Origin of the sequence: Xanthomonas sontii (assembly GCF_040529055.1) — a bacterium.
Lineage (GTDB): Bacteria > Pseudomonadota > Gammaproteobacteria > Xanthomonadales > Xanthomonadaceae > Xanthomonas_A > Xanthomonas_A sontii.
On the sequence record NZ_CP132342.1, the window covers coordinates 1,926,670 to 1,942,597 of the forward strand.

Genomic DNA, 15,928 nt, shown 5'->3' on the forward strand with positions numbered 1-15,928 from the left:
CTCGTTGGCCTCTGTCACGGGGCCACGCGTGGTCGCGCAGCCGCCGCATTCGCGGCACCTCCCTCACGGCGTTCTTCGTTGTCCAACATGGTTTCCTCATCGTTCGCCACACCGACGCTTCCGCAACGGATGCAGGTGGGCGATTGCCTGGTGCTGCTGTCCTTGCGCGAGGTGCACGCCCCGCGCGCGCGCCGGCCGCAACGGCTCACGCCCAAGGCGATGGGCGTGCTGCGGGTGTTGCTGGGGCAGCCGGGTCAGGTGGTGGAGCGCGAGGCGCTGTTGGCGCAGGTCTGGCCGGACACGCAGCCGACCAACGATGTGGTGACGCAGGCCATCACCCAGTTGCGCAAGGCGTTCGCGGCCGGCGTGCGCGGCGAGGCTCCGGTGTACATCGAGACCCTGGCCAAGACCGGCTACCGCCTGGTGGCACCGGTACAGGCCTTGCCGGATGTCGAGGCCGAGGCGGGCGCGGCGGCGGCTCCATCGCTGGACACGGACGCCGCCACGGAGACGGCTGCGGCGCGTGTTCCGGCCATCGCCCCTGCGGCGCGGCGGCGCGCGCCGTCATGGCTCGCCGCCGCCGCCGGTGCGGCGGCGATGCTGGTGCTGGCGCTGGCTTGCTGGTGGTGGTTCGCACGCCCCGAGGCCGTGCCCGCCGACAGTGCCGAGCAGGAACGCGTGCTGGGCAGCCCCAAGCGGCCGTACCGGCTGATCACCGCCATGTCCGGGTTCAAGCTGGAGCCGGCGCTGTCTCCGGATGGCGCGCAGGTGGCCTATGCCGCACGCGCCACCGGCAGCGATGGCACCCAGCTGCTCATCCAGCCGACCAGCGGCGCCGCCGGCAGTACGCCCCCGCGCTCGCTGGGCGTCCCGGCCCGCGGCGCCTCCGACCGCCTGCCCGCCTGGTCGCCCGACGGCACGCACATCGCCTTCGCCCGACTCGGTGCCGACCGCCAGTGCCGGGTGATGCTGGTGCAGGCCGACGGGCGCACGCCCGCGCGCGAGGTCGCGCGCTGCGACGACAGCGAATTGCTCAGCTTCGACTGGACGCCGGATGGCCGCGGCCTGGTGTTCGGCAGCATGAACGGGCGTCAGCCGGCGCGCGGCATCCGCGTGCTGGATCTGGGCAGCGGGCGCTGGACGGCGCTGGATTATCCGGTCGCCGCCGGCGATTTCGATTACGCGCCGCGCTACTCGCCGGACGGCAAATGGATCGCCTTCGTGCGCAATCCGCAGATGGGCGGGCTGTGGCGGATGCCGGCGGCCGGCGGCACCGCCGAGCCGTTGACCCATGAATTCGCCGAAATCCGCGGCTGGGACTGGGCGCGCGACGGGCAGGGCATCGTGTTCGGGCGCCGCGTCGATGGCGAGACCCGGCTGTACCGGCTGGACACGCAGACCCGGCGCCTGCGCGACCTGGGGTTGAGCGATGCGCAGGCGCCGCGGCTGGCGCGCGACGGCGGTAGCCTGGCGTTCGTGCACCGGCGTCCGCAGTTCGCCGTGTACCGCATCCGGGCGGGAGCGGCGGATGTGCCGCGCGAGCGCCAGCGGCTGTTCGCGTCCACCGGCCGCGACGGCCAGCCGAGCATCGCGCCCGACGGGCGCCAACTCGCCTTCACCTCCGATCGCGACGGCAGCTACGCGCTGTGGTGGGGCGATGTGCGCCAGCCGACCTCGTTGCGGCTGATCGAGGGCGTGCGGCCGGAGACCCGGCAGCCGCTGGCGTGGTCGGCCGACAGCCAGGCGTTGCTGGTCAGCGGCCGCGATGCGCAGGGGCATTCGGCGATCTATGAGGTCCGGCCGCAATCCGGCAGTGTGGCGGCCTTGCCAGTGCCGGCCGGCGAGCCGCTGCAGGCGTTGTACACCACCGAACCCGGTCAACTGCTGGTCCTGCTGGGCGAGAACGGCCGCACCCGCCTGCAGTTGTACGACCGGCGCGCGGTGCCCTGGCGGCCCTTGGCGACCTTGCCGGATGTTTCCCAGGTCCGTGCCGATCCTGCCACTGGGGAGATCCTGTTCACCCGGCTCGCGCGCAGCGGCCTGTGGCGTGTTGATGCCAGCCTGGATCTGGCCAGCGTGCGTGTCGTGGACGACAGTCTGCCATCGCTGTGGCGCTACCGCAGCTGGGCGCTGGGCCCCGAGGGTGCGGTGCATTACCTGTTCCAGACCGGCGAATGCGCCAGCCGCATGGCGCGGATCGACGGTCGCCTCGCTGCAAGCGTGTGCCTGGACCGCGACCACTTCAGTGCGGTCAACGGCTTCAGCATCGATCCGCGCAGTGGCGACGCCTATGTGGCACTGGCGGTCGAGGATGGCAGCGAGATCGGCTTCATGCGCGTGCACGAGCAGCCGGAATGGTTCTCGACCATCTCGCACAACTGGCTGATCCGGAAGGAAAAATAGGCTTCGTAAGTTGTTCGTAAGGGCGTCGTGGCGATTTCGGACAACTATCGCCAAGACGTCCTGACCTGCCGCCACATTCGGCAAAGACTGCGCGCCGGTTTACGTCAAGCAGGTGCTCGGATGCGGCAATCTTTCCTGGTCGATCATGGACAACAACTGGTGCTGGACGCCGACGACGCGCCGGCGGGTCCGGCCTGCCTGGGCGCGGCGCGCCTGGCCAGCGTGCAGGCCTCGGCGAATGCCTTCACGGTCTGGCTGCAGTTGCGTGGCAGCGCCTGGATCGAGGCCAAGGAGGGGCGTTTCGCCCTGCGCCGCGGCCAGTGGCTGGCTTTCGAACGCGACTCGCGGCCGATGCTGCAGACCGACCGCGACGGCCTGTGCATCGGGCTGAGCCTGGATGGCGAGGCGCTGAAGGCCTTGGGGCGGATGGCCGACGAGACCTTGTATGCGGGGCGCGGCGAGTTGTCGCTGCGCGAGACGCGGACCGCCTTGCGCCTGTGGCGGCAGGCGGCGGCGCGGCCCGGCGATGCGTTGGCGATGCGGCCGGTGCTGCTGCACCTGGCCTCCATGCAGGGCGAGTTGTCGCGCCGCGTGCAGCGCTGTCCCGGGCGCTCGCGGATGCGCAAGCGCCAGGTGTTCGGGCGCATGCAGCGTGCGCGGCTGTATCTGGACGGCCATCGCGACCGCGTGGTGCGGATCAGCGAACTGGCCGAGCTGACCAACTTCTCCGGCTGGTACCTGTCCAAGACGTTCCAGAGCCTGTACGAGGAAAGCCCGCAGGCGTTGTCGGCGCGGCTGCGCCTGGAGCGCGCGGCGGACCTGTTGCGCGACACCACGATGATGATCGGCGAGGTGGCTGCCGCCAGCGGATTCGACAACTGCTGCAGCTTCGCGCGGGCGTTCCGCGCTCGCTTCGGCGTCTCCGCCTCGCAATATCGCCATGGCAGCACCGTGCCGCCAGAATCGGCAAAGTCTGCAGGCGACAGCGGCAAAGCAGCCGCGCTCACCGGAACGTAACGTGCCGAGGGCGTCTTAACACGCCCCTAACGTTACCCTGGAGAGATTGATGAACCTTCGCACTCCCGCAGTGCGGCTGGGCTTGCTGCCCGCCAGCATCGCGATCGCGTTGACGCCGGCGATTGCCGGCGCGCAAGAAGCCGCCGCCTCGTCCACCACCACGCTGGACCGGATCGAAATCACCGGTTCGCGCATCCGTAGCGCCGACGTCGAAACCCAGCAGCCGATCCTGACCCTGGACCGCCAGGCGCTGGAGCGCCAGGGCTACACCTCGGTCGCCGACGTGCTGCAGAACCTGACCTCGGCCGGTTCCCCGGCGATCTCGCGCGCCGATGCGCTAGCGTCCGGCGAAAACGTCGGCGGCTACTACGTCGACCTGCGCAACCTCGGTGCCGCGCGCACCCTGGTGCTGCTGAACGGCAAGCGCCTGGGCGCGACCACCTCCGGCCTGCAGGACCTGAGCCAGGTCCCGATGGCGGCGATCGAGCGCATCGAAGTGCTGAAGGACGGCGCCTCGTCGATCTACGGTTCCGATGCCATTGCCGGCGTGGTCAACATCATCACCCGCAAGCGCTTCGACGGCGCCGAAGTCTCGGCCGAGTTCGGCCAGTTCGGCGAAGGCGACGGCAAGACCTCGCAGTACTCCTTCACCATCGGCACCCAGGGCGAGCGCGGTGGCGTGGCGCTGACCGCCGAGTACTCCAAGCAGGATCCGGTGTTCGCCAAGAACCGTTGGTTCAGCCGCGACGGCAGCCGTGGTCCGAACTCCACCCCGAGCAGCTGGAGCCCGATCAGCCAGAACGGCAGCTGGTGCAACCCGCTGACCGTGGACTGTTCCGATCCGAACGTGGCGGTGTGGCAGACCCTGAACCAGGGCGGCAACCCGAACAATCCGGCCGACTACCACCCGCTGACGGCGGCCGAGCGCGCCAACTCCAACCAGCAGATGATGGTGCAGACCGGCATCGAGCGTAAGTCGGTGTTCGCCAATGCCAACTACGACCTGACCGACTCGATCGTCTTCAACGCCGACGTGCTCTACAACGAGCGCACCACCGATCAGCAGATCGCCGGCTATCCGTACCAGTCGGCCGCGTTCGGCACCCCGCTGGCCGGCGACAGCGCGTTCAACCCGATCGGCCAGGACATCGACTTCCGCCGCCGCCTCTGGGAAGTGCCGCGTACCACCGAGAGCAAGCTGAAGACCACGCGCTTCGCGCCGACCATCAGCGGCTCCTTCGAGTTCGCCGACAAGAGCTGGGACTGGGACGTCGGTGCGCTGTGGAACCGCAACGAGAGCACCAAGACCGGTCACGGCGACATGAGCCTGATCGCGGCGCGCCAGGCGCTGGGTTCGTCCTTCATCAACGCCAACGGCGTCGCCCAGTGCGGCACCGCCGCCGCGCCGGTGTCGCTGAGCGCCTGCCGCCCGTGGAACCCGCTGCTGCCGTTCGGCGTGGCCGGCCCGGGCTCGCTGGCCGATGCGGACACCCAGGCGTTCCTGTTCCCGTACTTCACCGATACCGGCCTGACCAAGACCACCAGCTACACCGCCAACCTGAGCGGCACGCTGGCGACGCTGCCGGCGGGCGACCTCGGCATCGCGGTCGGCTACGAGCACCGCAAGGAAGAAGGCCGCTTCTCGCCGGACGCCTTCGCGCAGTCGGGTGAGAGCACCGGCCTGGGCGCCAAGACCACCGCCGGCAACTACGATCTGGACGAGTTCTACCTCGAGTTGAACGTGCCGATCCTGGCCGACATGGCGTTCGCCAAGCAGCTGACCCTGAACCTGGCCAGCCGCTATTCGGACTACAGCAACTTCGGCGACACGGTGAACTCCAAGTTCGGCTTCACCTGGAAGCCGATCGACGAGCTGCTGGTCCGCGGCACCTACGCCGAGGGCTTCCGCGCCCCGACGATCAGCGATCTGTACGGTGGCCTGAGCAGCAGCTTCGAGTCGTACGTCGATCCGTGCGGCGTGGGCGCGCCGAACAGCGTCAACGGCAATGCGGCGTGCACCGCGGCCGGCGTGCCGGTCGGCTACACCCAGCTGGGCCAGGGCTACGTGCCGTGCACCACCTATCCGTGCCAGACCCCGGACGAGTTCATCAGCGGCTCCAACCCGAACCTGCGTCCGGAAACCTCCACCAGCAAGACCGCCGGTCTGGTGTGGAGCCCGCGTTGGGTTCAGGGTCTGGACATCTCGCTGGATTGGTACCGCTACGAGATCAAGGACATGATCATCGCCGATAGCGTCGACCGCATCCTGCGCGACTGCTACGTGCTGGGCAATGCCGAGCGCTGCGCCGGCGTGACCCGCGCCGCCGACGGCCACATCTCGGCGATGACCTACGGCGTGGCCAACCTCGGCCAGATGGAGACCGAAGGCTACGATCTGGGCATCCGCTACCGTCTGCCGGAAATGGCGTTCGGCAAGATCATGATCGACTGGCAGACCAGCTACGTCAGCAAGTACGACGAAGCCGGCCAGAACGCCGCGGGCGACAACATCACGATCGGTCGCGTGGGCGAGCCGGGCATCTTCCGCGTGCGCTCCAACCTGGGCGTGAACTGGACGATGGGCGACTTCGGTGTGAACTACACCCTGCGCTACTACTCCGGCATGAAGGAAAGCTGCATCTCGCTGGCCACGGACTACTGCGATGCGCCGGACCACTTCGCCAACGGCGAATCCGATCCGCTGCGTCACACCGGTTCCAACACCTTCCACGACCTGCAGGTCAACTGGAAGGCGCCGTGGGACGCGACGATCGCCATCGGTGCGAACAACGTGTTCGACCACCGCGGCCCGCTGATGTACTCGGCGCCGAACAGCAGCTTCGCCTACTACGGCGGCTTCGACATCGGTCGCTACGTGTACATGAAGTACACCCAGCGCTTCTGATCGAGCTGTTTGCGTGACACGAAGACGGGCCGCAAGGCCCGTCTTTTTTTGTTCACCCAACTGAGGGGAGACAGGCACACGGCCAACCCGATAAGGTTGGGGTTGTCGAGACAGCCGCGACGGCGCCTACGTTTTCCTCAAGATCCGCGCCGTCTTGCCTGATGTTGAGGGGAACATCTTTGATTTCTGGTATGAGCGCGGCGGCCCGCCTGGGCAATGTGTCGCCGTGCCCATGGCGGCTACCGTTCTACCAAAGCAATCGGTTGAGGCTGGCGTACTCGATGCCAGCGCGGGGCACGCTGGAAAAGTTGCCGGCTAGGAAGTCTTCGACACTGTTCACGCCGGCACCGAAAGCGTGCTGGAACAGCGCCGGGCCTGCGCTGATCCGACGCACACCGGCCTCGCGCAATGCCAGCAGCGACGGTAGCCCGGGAACCGTCATTACGTTGAGCGGCATCGCGACCTTTGCCGCGATCTCGGCAATTTCCTTGATATCGGTGATGCCTGGCACGAAGCCGCCGTCTGCACCTGCGTCCCGGTAGCAAGACAAGCGATGGATCGCCATGTCCACCGCATCACGCCCGGAAGCGAGGCCGCGCAAGTAAACGTCGGTGCGTGCGTTGATGAACAGCGGCGTGTCGCCGAGAGCCTGACGGGCCATGCGGATCTTCTCCATCAACAGCTCGGGCGTACCTGCACCATCTTCCAGATTGATCCCAACCGCACCGATGGCCGCGATTTCCTTCGCCAGCTCCGCCACGGCGTGCGGGTCGTCGCTATAACCGTCCTCCAGATCGATACTGACCGGAACTGACGAGACACGGGCAATGGCGCGTACCTGATGCAATAGTGCATCGAGCGGTAGTGCACCGCCATCGGCATAGCCGCAAGCCCAGGCCAGAGCCGCACTGCTGGTACCGATAGCTGGAGCGCCTGCCCGTTGCCAGAGTGCTGCGCTGACGGCATCCCAAGCGTTGGCGATTAACAGGGGGGTGTTGGTGCGATGAAGGTCTAAAAACCTGAAAAAAACGGGTGCGCTCATGACGTGTTGCCTTAGGCGGGCGAGTGGCCGAAATGTGGCATCGGCCGCGCTAAGTGTCTTGCCATTTTCGGACATCAACCTCGACAAACCGAAACCTTACCTAAGGCTTGAACTAGGTCAACTTGGCCGCGCCAGCGGACAAGCTCGGCTTGAATGCATCATCAGGCAACTGCACTTGTAGCTGTCCTATGCGATTGACGGGGCATGCCACCACCGGGCAGACCGCGGACACGTGTTGGCGCGAGTGCACCAGCGTGTCGTGCTGCCGCTGCAACGCCTGCAGCATCCGCTCTCGGTGTACGAGGCCTTGCTGGACATGGCGCGATGGGCCTGCAGCACGAGCGTATCGCCGAGGTGTACGAGCAACGCAAGCTTCACCGGGCTGGGCAGTGACTGGCCGGCTCTGGTGCAGCAAGCGGTGCGCGAGGGCGCCCGCTTCGCCGACTTCTCCTGGAGCTGCGCTCGCGAGCGGGCGACGCGCGCCACGGTCGGGCTCAGGCCGAGGTCAGTCCCATCAGGTTCTCGGCATGCTCGCGCCAGCTCGGCAGCTTGTTGAGCATGCCGGTCTTGGAGAGGTACTCCTCGTCGACCTCCGAGCCGCTGGCCAGCGCCATCGCCACGTGCACCGCGCCGGTGACCCAGAAGCTGCGGGTGCTGGAACGCTGCGGCTGGCGATGGAAGGCCACCGCCTCGATGATCGGCATCGGCAGGCCCCACAGGCCCAGCAGGTAGGCACCGGCTTCGGCGTGGCCCGGCCGGGTGTCGTTGGCATCGGTGGGCGGCTCGCGCTCGTCGCGCACGCCCGGCAGCAGCAGGCCGATGTCGGCCAGCAGCGCCGCGGTCGAACCGAGTTCGACGCTGGAAGCCGGCAGCATCTTCGCGGCCAGCTTGGACGCCAGCAGCGAGCGCTGCTGCAGCGCGTTGCGCTCGGTGTTGGACAGCGCCTGCACCGAGAACACTTCGCTGGCCAGGACCAAGTCGCGCAGGGTGGCGGTGCCCAGCCGGGTCACGGCGGTGCGCAGGTCGGAAATGGTGCGGCCGTTGGAGAAGAACGCCGAATTGCACAGCTGCAGCACCTTGGCCGCGATCGCCGGGTCGGCCGAGACTAGCTTGGCCAGGTCGGCGGCGTTGCTGCCTTCGTCCTGCTCCAGCGCGTGCATCAGGCTCAGGTACAGATGCGGCGGCGAGGGCAGCTTCTCGATGCGGCCGATGCTGGAACGCAGGCGCGGGTTGCCCAGCAGTTCCTGCAGTTCCTCCAGGCTGGTGACCGCCTCCAGCAGCATTTCGGGGGACAGCGGCAGCGGCAGGAACCGGTGGGCCACGCCGATGATCCGCGCCGGCGGCGCGCGATTGCTCTGTTCGGCCTCGATCAGCGCGATGCGGATGGTTTCCGGGCTCAGCGTGCGGATCTGGCCGAGCAGGGTGGCGGTGGTCAGGTCCGGCAGCGTCGGCGCGGCGATCACCGCATCCAGGCGCACCGTGGCCGCCGCGGCGATCGCGGCATTGCCGTCGGCAACACTCTGGACCTGCCAGTCGTCGCCAAGATCGCGAATGTATTCAGTGACTTCGGACGGAAGGCTGGCTTCGTCGCCGACGAACAGGATGCGCAAGAGACTGTCCCCCAAGAAGAGCCGGATCGCGGACGGACCGGGCTCGGTGATGCCATGGCGCAATGTACCGCAAACCCCGAAGGGCGGCGCCCCGGCAACGGCAAAACGTGAAACGGATCAGCCACGGCGGGGCGGCGGCGCCCCGCCGTGGCGGCGGCTCAGGCGCCGGCTTCGAAGCGGGTCACGGACTCGCGCAGGATGCGCTTGGCTTCCTCGGCGTTGCCCCAGCCGTCGAGCTTGACCCACTTGCCCTTCTCCAGGTCCTTGTAGTGCTCGAAGAAGTGGCCGATGCGCTCCATCCAGTGGCCGGACACCTGGGTGATGTCCTCGATGTGCGCATAGCCCTGGAACACCTTGGCCACCGGCACCGCCAGGATCTTCTCGTCGCTGCCGGCCTCGTCGCTCATCTTCAGCACGCCGACCGGGCGGCAGCGCACCACGCAGCCGGGCACCAGCGGCAGCGGCAGCACCACCAGCACGTCGGCCGGGTCGCCGTCGCCGCACAGGGTATTGGGCACGTAGCCGTAGTTGCACGGGTAGCGCATGGGGGTGGAGAGGATGCGGTCGACGAAGATGGCGCCGCTGGCCTTGTCCACTTCGTACTTGACCGGCTCGGAATCCTTCGGGATTTCGATGACGACGTTGATTTCTTCCGGCAGGTTCTTGCCGGAGGTGACCAGTTCCAGACCCATGCGCTAGCTCCAGTGGAGTGGCTTCTAAAGAGGCAGGCATTCTAGTCGGTTGGCTGTTGCAATGCAGCGCACGGCGGTTCGGAGGATTCCTACAGCGGTTTCAGACTCCATACCGGCCCGCATGGGGCGCATTCCGATGGTGCCGGAATCGGGCGGCGGCGATCCTGTGGCCACTGTCCCCACCCAAGGAGCAAGACGATGAACGGAATCCGGCAATCGATGCTGCCGCTGCTGGCGGTGCTGGTCCTGGCTTGCGGCGCTGCGCAGGCGCAGCAGGCGCAACCGGCCTACGTGGATGCGATGGACTATCCCGCCCCGGGCGAGGGCTGGGAGGCGTTCGCCGACCTGGAGCGACGATTGGCGCACGACTTCGACCAGCTCTGCGGCGACACCTTCTGCGAAGGCGACTACAGCGACTACCGGCCGCTGCGCTATCGCTGCTCGGTGCGCCAGCGCGACGGGGTGATCGGGGAGTGCATCTGGAGCTTCGGCGCCAGCGAGGCCAGTATCGATGCGGACACCGGCCGGGTCGTGGTCGATGCGCGGCTATGGCACTGCCGGACCCCGCTGCAGCCGCAGACCCGGCTGCACGCGCTGTATGCGGCGCTGTCGGGCGAGCGGCCGCTGTTCGCGCCGCTGCCGCACAGCGAGCACAGCATCAACGACGGCCTGATCGACTGCCTGTAGCGGCAAAGGACGCGCAGCAGGCGCCGGCATGTCGCCGATGCCCGCTGCGCGTGTGGCTACAGCAGCGGCACCAGCAGCAACGCCACGATGTTGATGATCTTGATCAGCGGATTGATCGCCGGGCCGGCGGTGTCCTTGTACGGGTCGCCGACGGTGTCGCCGGTGACCGCGGCCTTGTGCGCCTCGCTGCCCTTGCCGCCGAAATGGCCGTCCTCGATGTACTTCTTGGCGTTGTCCCAGGCGCCGCCGCCGGTGGTCATGGAGATGGCCACGAACAGCCCGGTGACGATGGTGCCGATCAGCAGGCCGCCGAGCGCGCGCGGGCCCAGCAACAGGCCGACCACGATCGGCACCGCCACCGGCAGCAACGAGGGCACGATCATCTCGCGGATCGCCGAGCGGGTCAGCATGTCCACCGCGCGGTCGTACTGCGGCTTGCCGGTGCCCTGCATGATGCCGGCGATCTCGCGGAACTGCCGCCGCACTTCCTCCACCACCGCGCCGGCGGCGCGGCCCACCGCTTCCATTGCCATCGCGCCGAACAGGTAGGGGATCAGGCCGCCGATCAGCAGGCCGATGATCACCGTGTGGTCCGATAGATCGAAGGCGAAGGTTTCGGTGGGGTGCGCGGCGCGCAGGTTGTGGGTGTAGTCGGCGAACAGCACCAGCGCCGCCAGGGCCGCCGAGCCGATCGCATAACCCTTGGTCACGGCCTTGGTGGTGTTGCCGACTGCATCCAGCGGATCGGTGACCGCACGCACCTCCGGCGGCAGTTCCGCCATTTCGGCGATGCCGCCGGCGTTGTCGGTGATCGGGCCGTACGCATCCAGCGCCACGATCATGCCGGCCATCGACAGCATCGCGGTGGCGGCGATGGCGATGCCGTACAGGCCCGACAGCGCGAACGCGCCCCAGATGGCGGCGCACACCGCGATCACCGGCAGCGCAGTGGACTTCATCGAGATGCCCAGGCCGGCGATGATGTTGGTGCCATGGCCGGTGGTCGAGGCCTGCGCCACGTGCTGCACCGGCTTGTACTGGGTACCGGTGTAGTACTCGGTGATCCACACGATCAGCCCGGTCAGCGCCAGCCCGATCAGCGCGCAGCCGTAGAGCTTGCCGGCACCGGCGGCGGTGTCGCCCATCAGTTGCTGGGTCACCGGCCAGAACGCCAGCGCCGCCAGCACCGCCGAGACCACCACGCCCTTGTACAGCGCGCCCATGATCGAACCGCCCGGGCGCACGCGCACGAAGAAGGTGCCGACGATCGAGGCGACGATCGACACCCCGCCCAGCACCAGCGGATACAGCACCGCGTTGCGCCCGGCCTCGGCGGCCATCAGCCCGCCCAGCAGCATCGTCGCGATCACCGTGACCGCGTAGGTCTCGAACAGGTCGGCGGCCATGCCGGCGCAGTCGCCGACGTTGTCGCCGACGTTGTCGGCGATCACCGCCGGGTTGCGCGGGTCGTCCTCGGGAATGCCGGCCTCGACCTTGCCGACCAGGTCCGCGCCGACGTCGGCGCCCTTGGTGAAGATGCCGCCGCCCAGGCGCGCGAAGATCGAGATCAGCGAACTGCCGAAGGCCAGGCCGACCAGCGCATGCAGGCTGTCGCCCACGCTGTGTCCCAGCCACTGCAGCAGGCCGTAGTAGCCGGCAACGCCGATCAGGCCCAGCCCGACCACCAACATCCCGGTGATCGCGCCGCCGCGGAACGCGACCGCCATCGCCGGCGCCAGCCCGCGCCGCGCCGCTTCGGCGGTACGCACGTTGGCGCGCACCGACAGGTTCATGCCGATGTAGCCGGCGACCCCGGACAGCACCGCGCCGATCGCGAAGCCGCCGGCGGTGTACCAGCTCAGGAACACCCCGACCAGCACCAGCAGGACCGCGCCGGCGATGGCGATGGTCAGGTACTGGCGGTTGAGGTAGGCGCGGGCGCCTTCCTGGATCGCATCGGCGATCTGCCGCATGCGTTCGTTGCCGGCGGGCTGCGCCAGGATCCAGCGCGTGGAGACGATGCCGTAGAGCACCGCCAGAGCCGCGCACGCCAGTGCCACGGTGACCGCATATCGTTCCAGCATGACCCCTCCCAAGGATGTGGATGGCGCCCAAGCGCTGGACATACCGGGGGATCACACCGTAGGAGCTGAAGCATGCAACGACTCCGCGGCCACAACGCGCGCCGCTGGTGCGTATCGCAATGTCATCTGGCCTGAACGTGGGCGAGTATGCGCCTGCCTCCGTGATGCCGCCAGCGACCAGGCAGGGCGTCTCACTTTTGGCGTGCGGTTCAGTCTGTGCGTGGCAGCGTGGCGCATCGCCTCCCAGGAGCCCTCCGATGCAATCGACGATTTCCCCAAGGCTGCGCGCACGCGCCTCGATCCTGGCCCTCGGCCTGTGTGCGCTGGCGCCGCTGGCCGCTGCAGCCGCCGACCCGACCCCGGAACTGCAGCGCCCGGCCAGCGCGCCGCAGGCGGTGGGCGTGGTGCATACCATCCGTCAGATCCCCGAGGCCTGCGTGCGCTTCGAGGGCGAGTACACCGGCGATGCGGCGCAGCCCTACCGCTTCTCCGCGGTGCGCAGCAGCCCGACCTGCCAGCCGCGCGCCAGGCTGGTCGAGTTCGACCAGGCCAAGCCCAGCGAGGCCACCGGTTGGAAGTTCAACGATCTGATCCGCGTGCCCAGCGCCGCCTGTCCGTCGCAGCAGGCGGTGGTGCGGGTGTGGCGCAAGCCGGTGGCGCTGAACACCGAGCGCGATGGCCAGGGCCAGTCGCGGATCTATCTGGAAGAGGCCAAGCAGCAGGCGGCCGCCGGCAAGGTCCCGCAGGTGCCGCAGTTCACCGCGCAGATGACGGTGGAAGGCAAGGCCTGCCGCTGAGCGGGAGGATTGTCGAGCCGCCTCGGCCGTCACGCCTGCATCGCGCAGGCAGGGCGGCTGCGATCGGCGGTACGTATGCGCGACGGTGATGTGGCTGTCGTCAGGCCGCACAGGCACGGGGCGCATGCGATCCCTGGATGCCTGCGTAAAGCAGGATCCAGGACAGGCTTGGCGGCTTTGCGCTTTGCGTTGCTGTCGCAGTTCTTGACCGTCGCCGATCCGTTGCATGCGGCGCGCGCGGAGCCTCAGGTCGGCACGTTGCCGGTATGCCGTCGCCGCCATTCGTCGGCGACGTCGCCCATGGTCTTGGCGACGCCATTCCTGATCCAGGCCATGAACGCGCGATCGAACGCGAAGCCGTCGCCGCACATGGTCACGAGGAAGCGGCGCACGTTCTGTGTGTTGCGATAGTGCTCGTCCACCGGCGTCGCACGGGTGATGGGGTCGCTGTGCCAATCGAAGCGCACGTGGCCGGACGCGCTGCTTGGGTCTTCGTGCGTGTCGCGCATCCTGGTGGCCTCGTCTTCTCTGAAGCTGCAGGCAATCCGACATCCGTGGTGGATGCGCCAGGATCCCTGCAGCGTCCTGTCGCGTCCCCCGATCGTCTGGCGCAGCGCCTGCAGACGCTGGCGCCAACGGCGACATCCCGCGCGCGACGGCATGCGCCGATGACGTCATGCCGATCGTGCGCCCGCGCTGTCAGCCCTCCCAGGCCGGCAGCTTCTTCTTCACCGCCACGTTCTTCAGCGCCACGTACTTGGGCAGGCCGTCCGTGCCGTAGGGCAGCGGCGCCTCGCCGCGGATCAGCGGCTGCAGATAGCGGCGCGCCTTGTCGGTGATGCCGAAGCCGTCCTTGCGCAGGAAACCGGCCGGCATCTTCTTCTCGTGGTTGGCGACCTTGTGCAGTGGCGCCGCCTCGATCTTCCAGCGGTACGGCGCATCGCTGCTGCGCACGATCGCCGGCATCACCGCGTTCATGCCCTTCAGCGCGAACTGCACCGCGGCCTTGCCGACCGCCTGCGCCTGCTCCCAGTCGGTGCGCGAGGCGAGGTGGCGGGCCGAACGCTGCAGGTAGTCGGGCAGGGTCCAGTGCACCTTGTAGCCAAGTTCGGCCTTGACCTTGCCGGCCAGGTAGGACGCCACGCCGCCGAGCTGGCTGTGTCCGAACGCATCGGTGCCGCCGCCGGCATCGGCGACGAAGCGGCCGTCGGCGGTCTGGATGCCCTCGCTGGCCACCACCACGCACCAGCCGACCTTGTCCACAACCTTGCGCACCTGCACCAGGAAGGCGGCCTCGTCGTAGGCGCGTTCGGGGAACAGGATGATCTGCGGCGCGTCGTCCGGCGATTGCGCGGCCAGTCCGGCGGCGGCGGCCAGCCAGCCGGCATGACGGCCCATGGCCTCGTAGACAAATACCTTGGTCGAGGTTTCGGCCATCGCCGCCACGTCCAGCGCCGCCTCGCGCACCGACACCGCGGTGTACTTGGCCGCCGAGCCGAAGCCCGGGCAGGTGTCGGTGACCGCCAGGTCGTTGTCGATGGTCTTGGGCACGCCGATGCAGTGCAGCGGGTAGCCGAACGCCTGCGCCAGCTGCGACACCTTCCACGCGGTGTCGGCCGAATCGTTGCCGCCGTTGTAGAGGAAGTAGCGCACGTCGTGCGCCTGCAGCACCTGCAGCAGGCGCTCGTACTTGGCGCGGTCGGCCTCCAGCGACTTGAGCTTGTAGCGGCACGAGCCGAACGCGCCGCCGGGCGTATGGGCCAGCGCGGCGATCGCCGCCGCCGACTCCTTGGAGGTGTCGATCAGATCCTCGCGCAGCGCGCCGAGGATGCCGTTGCGCGCGGCCAGCACCTTGACCTTGCGCGCCCGCGCTTCGCCGATGACGGCGGCGGCGCTGGCGTTGATGACGGCGGTGACGCCGCCGGACTGGGCGTACAGCAGGGTGCCTTGGGCCATGGTCGGGGTTCGCTCCTGGGGTGGGGACATTGCCGGGACATTGCCTGGATGCGGTAAGCTGGGGCTCTTGCGGTGCAGCGCAGGCGTGGCCCCCGAGTCTAACGCCGCCGGCCGCGCACGGTACTTTCCTCGAGGAGTCAGGTTGATGCGATTGGTTCTGTTGGGACCGCCCGGATCGGGCAAGGGCACGCAGGCGGCCCGCCTGAAGGACAAGCTGCAGATCCCGCACATCTCCACCGGCGATCTGCTGCGCGCCGAAGTCGCCGCCGGCACCCCGCTGGGCGTGCAGGCCAAGGAAGTGATGGCGCGCGGTGACCTGGTCTCCGACGACATCCTGCTCGGCATGCTCGAATCGCGCCTCGGCCGCGACGACGTGCGCAACGGCTTCATCCTCGACGGCTACCCGCGCAACCTGGCCCAGGCCGGCGCGCTGGACGAACTGCTGGCCAAGATCGGTCAGCCGCTGGACGCGGTGGTGCAGCTGGACGTGGCCAACGAACTGCTGGTCGAGCGCATCGCCGGCCGCGCCAAGGCCGAAGGCCGCGAGGACGACAATCCCGAGTCGGTGCGCAAGCGCCTGCAGGTCTACACCGATTCGACCGCGCCGGTGATCGGCTTCTACGACAAGCGCGGCACGCTGGCGCGAGTGGATGGCGTCGGCTCGCTGGACGAGGTACTCGCCCGCATCCTGGCGGCGATCGGCCGCTGAGGCGGCACGCACGCCGGCGCCCGCAA

The 15,928-nt window shown here is 68.4% G+C and carries 12 protein-coding genes; 6 read left to right on the forward strand and 6 right to left on the reverse strand.

Translation table 11 applies throughout. From position 1 onward, the window contains the following. The first annotated feature begins 87 nt into the window (after positions 1 to 87). The 3 genes from RAB70_RS08155 to RAB70_RS08165 all read left to right on the forward strand — a co-directional run bounded on the left by RAB70_RS08155 (position 88) and on the right by RAB70_RS08165 (position 6,325). Entirely contained in the window at positions 88 to 2,403 is a 2,316-nt protein-coding gene (locus RAB70_RS08155; protein WP_148829584.1) for a winged helix-turn-helix domain-containing protein, read from the forward strand. A gap of 120 nt (positions 2,404 to 2,523) precedes the next feature. Beyond that, positions 2,524 to 3,420 carry a helix-turn-helix transcriptional regulator gene (locus RAB70_RS08160; protein WP_026144680.1) on the forward strand — a complete coding sequence of 299 codons (897 nt, stop codon included), beginning with the start codon at positions 2,524 to 2,526 and terminating at the stop codon, positions 3,418 to 3,420. Between the two features lie 49 nt (positions 3,421 to 3,469). Continuing rightward, positions 3,470 to 6,325 carry a TonB-dependent receptor gene (locus RAB70_RS08165; protein WP_148829583.1) on the forward strand — a complete coding sequence of 952 codons (2,856 nt, stop codon included), beginning with the start codon at positions 3,470 to 3,472 and terminating at the stop codon, positions 6,323 to 6,325. Between the two features lie 247 nt (positions 6,326 to 6,572). On the opposite strand, the gene RAB70_RS08170 is transcribed toward RAB70_RS08165, so the two are convergent. The 3 genes from RAB70_RS08170 to ppa all read right to left on the reverse strand — a co-directional run bounded on the left by RAB70_RS08170 (position 6,573) and on the right by ppa (position 9,669). Then, positions 6,573 to 7,367: an isocitrate lyase/phosphoenolpyruvate mutase family protein gene (locus RAB70_RS08170; protein ID WP_148829582.1), complete on the reverse strand. Its 795-nt coding sequence runs from the start codon at positions 7,365 to 7,367 to the stop codon at positions 6,573 to 6,575. Between the two features lie 494 nt (positions 7,368 to 7,861). Continuing rightward, a complete protein-coding gene (locus RAB70_RS08175; protein ID WP_148829581.1) occupies positions 7,862 to 8,977 on the reverse strand; it encodes an HDOD domain-containing protein in 1,116 nt (371 codons plus the stop codon). 158 nt (positions 8,978 to 9,135) lie between these two features. Further along, the gene (ppa, locus tag RAB70_RS08180; RefSeq protein ID WP_017917485.1) at positions 9,136 to 9,669 is read right to left on the reverse strand and encodes an inorganic diphosphatase; all 534 of its coding nucleotides are present in this window, start codon (positions 9,667 to 9,669) and stop codon (positions 9,136 to 9,138) included. Between the two features lie 198 nt (positions 9,670 to 9,867). Here ppa and RAB70_RS08185 point away from each other — a divergent pair, with 198 nt between their 5' ends. Continuing rightward, the gene (locus RAB70_RS08185) at positions 9,868 to 10,356 is read left to right on the forward strand and encodes a hypothetical protein (RefSeq protein WP_148829580.1); all 489 of its coding nucleotides are present in this window, start codon (positions 9,868 to 9,870) and stop codon (positions 10,354 to 10,356) included. Between the two features lie 56 nt (positions 10,357 to 10,412). Here RAB70_RS08185 and RAB70_RS08190 read toward each other — a convergent pair whose 3' ends face one another. Further along, positions 10,413 to 12,440 carry a sodium-translocating pyrophosphatase gene (locus RAB70_RS08190; RefSeq protein WP_017910504.1) on the reverse strand — a complete coding sequence of 676 codons (2,028 nt, stop codon included), beginning with the start codon at positions 12,438 to 12,440 and terminating at the stop codon, positions 10,413 to 10,415. Between the two features lie 257 nt (positions 12,441 to 12,697). On the opposite strand from RAB70_RS08190, the gene RAB70_RS08195 reads away from it, so the two are divergent. Beyond that, on the forward strand, positions 12,698 to 13,237 hold the full coding sequence (locus RAB70_RS08195; protein ID WP_148829579.1) for a hypothetical protein: 540 nt from the start codon (positions 12,698 to 12,700) through the stop codon (positions 13,235 to 13,237). A gap of 245 nt (positions 13,238 to 13,482) precedes the next feature. Here the strand turns inward: RAB70_RS08195 and RAB70_RS08200 are convergent, their stop codons facing one another. Both RAB70_RS08200 and RAB70_RS08205 read right to left on the reverse strand, forming a co-directional pair. Then, positions 13,483 to 13,899 carry a DUF6434 domain-containing protein gene (locus RAB70_RS08200; protein ID WP_225851690.1) on the reverse strand — a complete coding sequence of 139 codons (417 nt, stop codon included), beginning with the start codon at positions 13,897 to 13,899 and terminating at the stop codon, positions 13,483 to 13,485. 37 nt (positions 13,900 to 13,936) lie between these two features. Then, on the reverse strand, positions 13,937 to 15,193 hold the full coding sequence (locus RAB70_RS08205) for a 6-phosphofructokinase (RefSeq protein ID WP_148829578.1): 1,257 nt from the start codon (positions 15,191 to 15,193) through the stop codon (positions 13,937 to 13,939). 145 nt (positions 15,194 to 15,338) lie between these two features. Here RAB70_RS08205 and RAB70_RS08210 point away from each other — a divergent pair, with 145 nt between their 5' ends. Continuing rightward, the gene (locus RAB70_RS08210) at positions 15,339 to 15,902 is read left to right on the forward strand and encodes an adenylate kinase (RefSeq protein WP_026143979.1); all 564 of its coding nucleotides are present in this window, start codon (positions 15,339 to 15,341) and stop codon (positions 15,900 to 15,902) included. The last annotated feature ends 26 nt before the right edge of the window (positions 15,903 to 15,928 follow it).